This window comes from Actinosynnema sp. (assembly GCF_052038725.1).
The window spans coordinates 1-5,247 of sequence record NZ_JBQGCX010001306.1; the positions used below are offsets into that span (position 1 = coordinate 1).

At 72.2% G+C, this 5,247-nt stretch carries 6 protein-coding genes; 4 read left to right on the forward strand and 2 right to left on the reverse strand.

Annotated elements, in window-relative coordinates; all coding sequences use genetic code 11:
* Positions 1-258: 258 nt before the first annotated feature.
* Positions 259-1,269 carry a zinc-dependent alcohol dehydrogenase gene (locus ACTUAL_RS27560; protein ID WP_096492441.1) on the reverse strand — a complete coding sequence of 337 codons (1,011 nt, stop codon included), beginning with the start codon at positions 1,267-1,269 and terminating at the stop codon, positions 259-261.
* 152 nt (positions 1,270-1,421) lie between these two features.
* Here ACTUAL_RS27560 and ACTUAL_RS27565 point away from each other — a divergent pair, with 152 nt between their 5' ends.
* Positions 1,422-2,180, forward strand: a complete 759-nt coding sequence (locus ACTUAL_RS27565; protein WP_440902283.1) for a DUF6544 family protein — start codon at positions 1,422-1,424, stop codon at positions 2,178-2,180.
* A 10-nt stretch (positions 2,181-2,190) separates the two neighbouring features.
* The gene (locus tag ACTUAL_RS27570; protein WP_218182109.1) at positions 2,191-2,853 is read left to right on the forward strand and encodes a hypothetical protein; all 663 of its coding nucleotides are present in this window, start codon (positions 2,191-2,193) and stop codon (positions 2,851-2,853) included.
* A gap of 376 nt (positions 2,854-3,229) precedes the next feature.
* On the opposite strand, the gene ACTUAL_RS27575 is transcribed toward ACTUAL_RS27570, so the two are convergent.
* Complete coding sequence (locus ACTUAL_RS27575) at positions 3,230-3,502, reverse strand: GlsB/YeaQ/YmgE family stress response membrane protein (RefSeq protein WP_015800738.1); 273 nt, start codon at positions 3,500-3,502, stop codon at positions 3,230-3,232.
* 210 nt (positions 3,503-3,712) lie between these two features.
* Between ACTUAL_RS27575 and ppk2 the strand changes: the two genes are divergently transcribed.
* Positions 3,713-4,657, forward strand: a complete 945-nt coding sequence (ppk2, locus tag ACTUAL_RS27580) for a polyphosphate kinase 2 (protein WP_440902284.1) — start codon at positions 3,713-3,715, stop codon at positions 4,655-4,657.
* A gap of 128 nt (positions 4,658-4,785) precedes the next feature.
* Positions 4,786-5,247, forward strand: a 462-nt coding sequence (locus ACTUAL_RS27585) for a sigma-70 family RNA polymerase sigma factor (protein WP_440902285.1), incomplete at its 3' end; no start/stop codon positions are given.

Here is a 5,247-nt window from a genome sequence, read left to right on the forward strand (position 1 = left end):
TGGTGTCCGCGGAGGCCGGCGGCCACGCGGGGGTGTGACGCGCGCCGGTCGACGACCGGCTGAAGGCCGCGCGGGCCCGAGGGGCATCGGACCAACCGGAGATCGCACCCCGCTCGTCGCGGAGCGGCGAGCGGAACCGGCGACCTGTCGCGGATGACCGCGTTCGCACCCACCACCGACCCACGCCCCAGCGTCCCGGCGGACGCATCTGTCAGCCGGGACGCTGGAAGTGTGCGTCCTTCCCTCACCTGCGGCCGCTCACAGCTCGATGACCAGCCTGGCCGGGACCTTGCCCGCGAGGACGTCCTCGAAGGCCTCGTTGACCTGGTCCAGCGTCGTGCCCCTCGCGATCACCCGCGTGCGCCCGGCCGCGTGCAGCTCGAACACCTCCGCCAGGTCCGCCCTGGTGCCGACGATCGAGCCGATCACCGTGATGCCCTTGAGCACCAGGTCGAACACCGGCACCGGCAGCACGCCGTCCGCCGGGAGCGCCACGCACACCAGCCGCCCGCCGCGCCGCAGCGACGCGAACGCCTGCTCGAAGCTGCGCGGCGACGCGGCCAGCGCGATCGCCACGTCCGCCCCGCCGAGCGCCTGGATGGCCGCGACCGGGTCCTCGGTGGCCGCGTTGACGGTGTGGTCGGCGCCGAGGTCGGCGGCGAGTTCGAGCTTGGCGTCCTCCACGTCGACCGCGACGGTGATGCCGCCCGCGATCCGCGCGTACTGGAGCGCGAGGTGGCCGAGCCCGCCGATGCCGAACACCGCGACCTTCTCGGTCGGGGTGATGCCCGCGACCTTCACGGCCTTGTACGTGGTGACGCCCGCGCAGGTGAGCGGCGCGGCGTCCAGGCTGGACACGCCGTCGGGCACGGGCACGGCGTAGCGGGCGTCCGCGACGGTGCGCTCGGCGTAGCAGCCGTCGACCGAGTAGCCGGTGTTCTGCTGCGCCTCGCACAGGGTCTCCCAGCCGGAGACGCAGTGCGCGCACTCGCCGCAGGCGGCGCCCAGCCACGGGATCGCGACCCGCAGGCCGACCTTGGCCGCGTCGACGCCCTCGCCGACGGCCTCCACGACGCCGACGCCCTCGTGGCCGGGGATGAACGGCGGGGTCGGCTTGACCGGCCAGTCGCCGTGCGCGGCGTGGATGTCGGTGTGGCAGATCCCCGACGCCTCCAGCCGCACCAGCACCTCACCGGGGCCGGGTTCCGGCGTCGGGACCTCACCCACCGCGAGTGGCTCGCCGAACTCGGTGACGACCGCTGCTCTCATGTCGCGCTCCCATCGTCTTTTCCGTGGTCCGTGCCAGGATTCTGCGAGGGCGCCGCTCCCGCGCCTGCGGTCGAAGGTCCCGCCGAACGGGGCCCCTTGGTCTCTGACCACCCGTTCGCCCCAGCGGCACCCTGGGTGGTGGAGGTACGACCATGCAGAGCACAGCGACCCAGCCGGCGGTCACCGCAGCCGACATCGCCCACCTGCCGTCACCCGCCCAGCGCTACCTGGAGTTCACCGGCGTGCTCGACCGCCCGCTCGACGTCGGGTTCGAGGCCCGCCTGAACGGGTGGCGCAGGCAGCGGCCCGACCAGCACTGGACGCCGTGCCGCACGCACCAGCGCAGCAGCGCGGAGGACCTGAGCCGGGTCGTGGAGAACAAGGTCGGCAGGCTCGTGCAGACCACGGACGTGCTCAGGGACGGGCACGTGGAGCGCAGGTCGACGGCGCTGCGGGTGTTCACGGTGGCGCGGGAGAGCGGGCCGGAGCACGAGGCGAACGAGCTGGTGGCGTTCCTGTGCGACGCGGTGCTGCTCGCGCCGTCCATGCTGCTGTCGCTGGACGTGCTGTGGAAGCCGGTGTCCGACGAGGCGTTCGACCTGGTGCTGACCGGCGGCGGGCGCTCGGTGCGGGCGCGGGTCGTGGTGGACGAGCGCGGCGCGGTGCGGGAGTTCACCTCCAACGACCGGTACGCGGAGCTGCCGGAGGGCCTGGTGCGGACCAGGTGGTCGGCGGCGGTGGACGACGGCTGGTTCCTGGACAGCGACCGGATGCGGCCGAGGCGGGTGCTGTCGGTGTGGCACCTGCCGACCGGCGGGTTCGCGCACGCCCACCACGACCTGACCCGCTGCGAGGTCGTCTGCGCCACGGGGGAGGGACGCCGGATTCCCCGGCCCCGCGTGGGCGATTAAGTTCCCACGAATGGACGATGTCGTGCTGTGGCGGCCCACCGGGCAGGCCGAGCTGGACCTGGTGGCCGGTTCGGGGTGGCGGGAGTGGCCGCCCCGGCTGCCGGACCAGCCGATCTTCTACCCCGTGGTGAACCGGGAGCACGCGACCAGGATCGCCCGCGAGTGGAACGCCTCGGGCGCGGAGGGTGTCGGGTACGTGACCCGGTTCGCGGTGGGGGCGGAGTTCCTGGCGAGGTACCCGGTGCAGTCGGCGGGCGGGCGCGGCATCGACGAGCACTGGGTGCCCGCGGCGGAGCTGGAGGAGTTCAACCGGCACGTGGTGGGGCGGATCGAGGTGGAGGCGGAGTACCGGTCGGGCGTGGACGCCTCCGGGGTCGCCGGGCTGCCCGCGGCGTGGGTCGACTACCTGGGCGGGCCGTCGTGGCTGCGGCGGGGGCTGCGGCCGTCGGGCGAGTACCTGAGGTTGTACGGGCCGGAGGAGATCCGGGAGGTGCGGCCGGGGCTGGTGGTCGGCGAGCTCGGGTCGGACGGCTGGCTGGCGTTCGACCTGGAGCGCCCGGCGAACCCGCTGGTGGTGGTCGGCGGGCGGGACCTGGCGCCGGGGGCGGCGGAGTTCGTGGCGGTGGTGGAGGCCGGGACGCTGGCGTGGAACGCCGAGGAGGGCTGGTACTGAGACGGGACCGGGCCCTGGCGGCCAGGCCCTGACGGAGACCCCACGTGGCGCGCGCCCCCGACCGCGCCCACGTGCGCAAGGAGGACCGCCCCCGGTCAGCGGGTTCCGGGGGCGGTTCGCCACGTCCGGGGGTCGCGACGCCCAGGGGCGCGCTGGGCGAGGACCGCGGCCAGGACGGCGCGCGCCACCGCCGCGCGGCACCTCGCGCTCGGCGAGCACCCCACCGGCCACCGTCCCCCGCGCGCCCACCCCGGAAGTTCACCCTTCCGACTCAAACCGAACCCCCCGAATCAACAATTCCACCCCACCACCCACCCGCGCACACCAAAAGACCCCGCCACACCGGGCGGGGTCTTTAGGAGGATTGCGTCGGGTGTTACCCGTGGACGCGACGACCGCGGCTGGTCACCACGTGGTAGATGGCGAGCACGATCAGCGAGCCGAGAATGGCCAGGAGCCAGGTGCTCAGGTCGAAGAAGCTGCCGATGCCGGTGCCGAACAGCGCACTGCCGATGAACCCGCCCAGAATGGCGCCGACGACGCCGAGAAGCATGGTCACGATGATGCCACCGGGGTCCCTACCGGGCATGACGGCCTTGGCGATGGCGCCGGCGATGAGACCCAGAACGATCCAACCCAGGATGCCCACTGTGCTGCTTCCTTTCAATCCGCTGCCGCGCCGTAACGGATGGTGCGGCGCGCTTCGTCGTCGTACTGCTTGCTGAGCCGAGGATGCCCCCCTGGGCGCGCTCCCACACCTCTTCGCGAAAAAACTTCAGCCGTTTTTCCGACCCCGCCAGCGGGTACCCCTGAACGTGTGATTGCCCAGTCTGATCGCGCGAAATCCCTCTTCCCCGAGTTGGAGGAAGAGCTCGTCGTGGACTACGAGGACGGCGACGACCCGGTCCTCCTGCGCGCCGACGGCTCCGAGGTCGACACCTGGCGGGAGAACTACCCGTACCGGGAGCGGCTGGACCGGGCGCGGTACGAGCTGCAGAAGCGGCTGCTGCAGATCGAGCTGCTCAAGCTCCAGTACTGGATCAAGGACACCGGCCAGCGGATGGTCGTGCTCTTCGAGGGGCGCGACGCGGCGGGCAAGGGCGGCACGATCAAGCGGTTCACCGAGCACCTCAACCCGCGCGGCGCGCGCGTGGTGGCGCTGGGCAAGCCCACCGACCGCGAGCAGGGCGAGTGGTACTTCCAGCGCTACGTCAACCACCTGCCCACGGCGGGCGAGATGGTGCTGTTCGACCGCTCCTGGTACAACCGCGCGGGCGTCGAGCGCGTGATGGGGTACTGCTCCGACGAGGACTACGAGCGGTTCCTGCGGCAGGTGCCGCAGTTCGAGCGGATGCTCGTCGACGACGGCGTGCTGCTCGTGAAGCTGTGGTTCTCGGTCTCGCGCGCCGAGCAGCGCACCCGCTTCCTCATCCGCCAGGTCGACCCGGTGCGCCAGTGGAAGCTCAGCGCCAACGACCTGGAGTCGCTGGACCGGTGGGACGCGTACACCGAGGCGAAGGTCGCGATGTTCCGCGCGACCGACACCGGGTATTCCCCGTGGACGGTGGTGAAGAGCAACGACAAGAAGCGGGCCAGGATCGAGGCGATGCGCAGCGTCCTCGCCAGGTGCGACTACCCGGACAAGGACCGGGAGACCGTCGGAGAGCCCGACCTGCGCATCATCGGGGCAGCCGCCACGCTCCTGGAGGAGGGGGAGGACGAGTCCTCGCTGAGCCCCACGCCCATCGCGCCCATCCCCGACCCGGACCACGGTCCGGGATTGCACCCGGAAGACGGAACCTGACGTGGAATGAGCGCCACGACGGGTGCGTTGACACCGTGGTTGCCCGGATCGGGCGCCCAACCGTGACCTCCGCGCGCCGAGCGCCACCAGCGCCCGCGCGCGGGGTGCGACCAGACAGGGAGACGGTCATGCCGCTGACGAAGCCCAACGCCGACCAGAGCCGTCGCCGAGCGTCGGAGCAGGCCGCCGACGCCGACCTGTTCGGCCAGTACCTGCGCCAGGTCGGCTCGACGCCGCTGCTCACCGCGGCGGAGGAGGTCGTGCTGGCCAGGCGCATCGAGGCGGGCGTGTACGCCGAGCACCTGCTCGCCGACACCGCCCCCACGCCCGCGCGCCGCCGCGCCCTGAACCAGGTGGTCGCGGACGGCCGGGACGCCAAGGACCACATGATCCGGGCCAACCTGCGCCTGGTGGTGTCGGTGGCGAAGAAGCACTCGTTCCGGGGGCTGCCGCTGCTGGACGTGGTCCAGGAGGGCAACCTCGGGCTGATCCGCGCGGTCGAGAAGTTCGACTACAGCAAGGGGTACAAGTTCTCCACGTACGCCATCTGGTGGATCAGGCAGGCGATCGAGCGCGGGCTGGCCGAGCAG

Excerpts from the sequence above, each read along its gene's own strand:
- ACTUAL_RS27560 (WP_096492441.1), bottom strand. The coding sequence starts at position 1,269 with ATGAGAGCAGCGGTCGTCACCGAGTTCGGCGAGCCACTCGCGGTGGGT.
- ACTUAL_RS27565 (WP_440902283.1), top strand. The coding sequence starts at position 1,422 with ATGCAGAGCACAGCGACCCAGCCGGCGGTCACCGCAGCCGACATCGCC.
- ACTUAL_RS27570 (WP_218182109.1), top strand. The coding sequence starts at position 2,191 with ATGGACGATGTCGTGCTGTGGCGGCCCACCGGGCAGGCCGAGCTGGAC.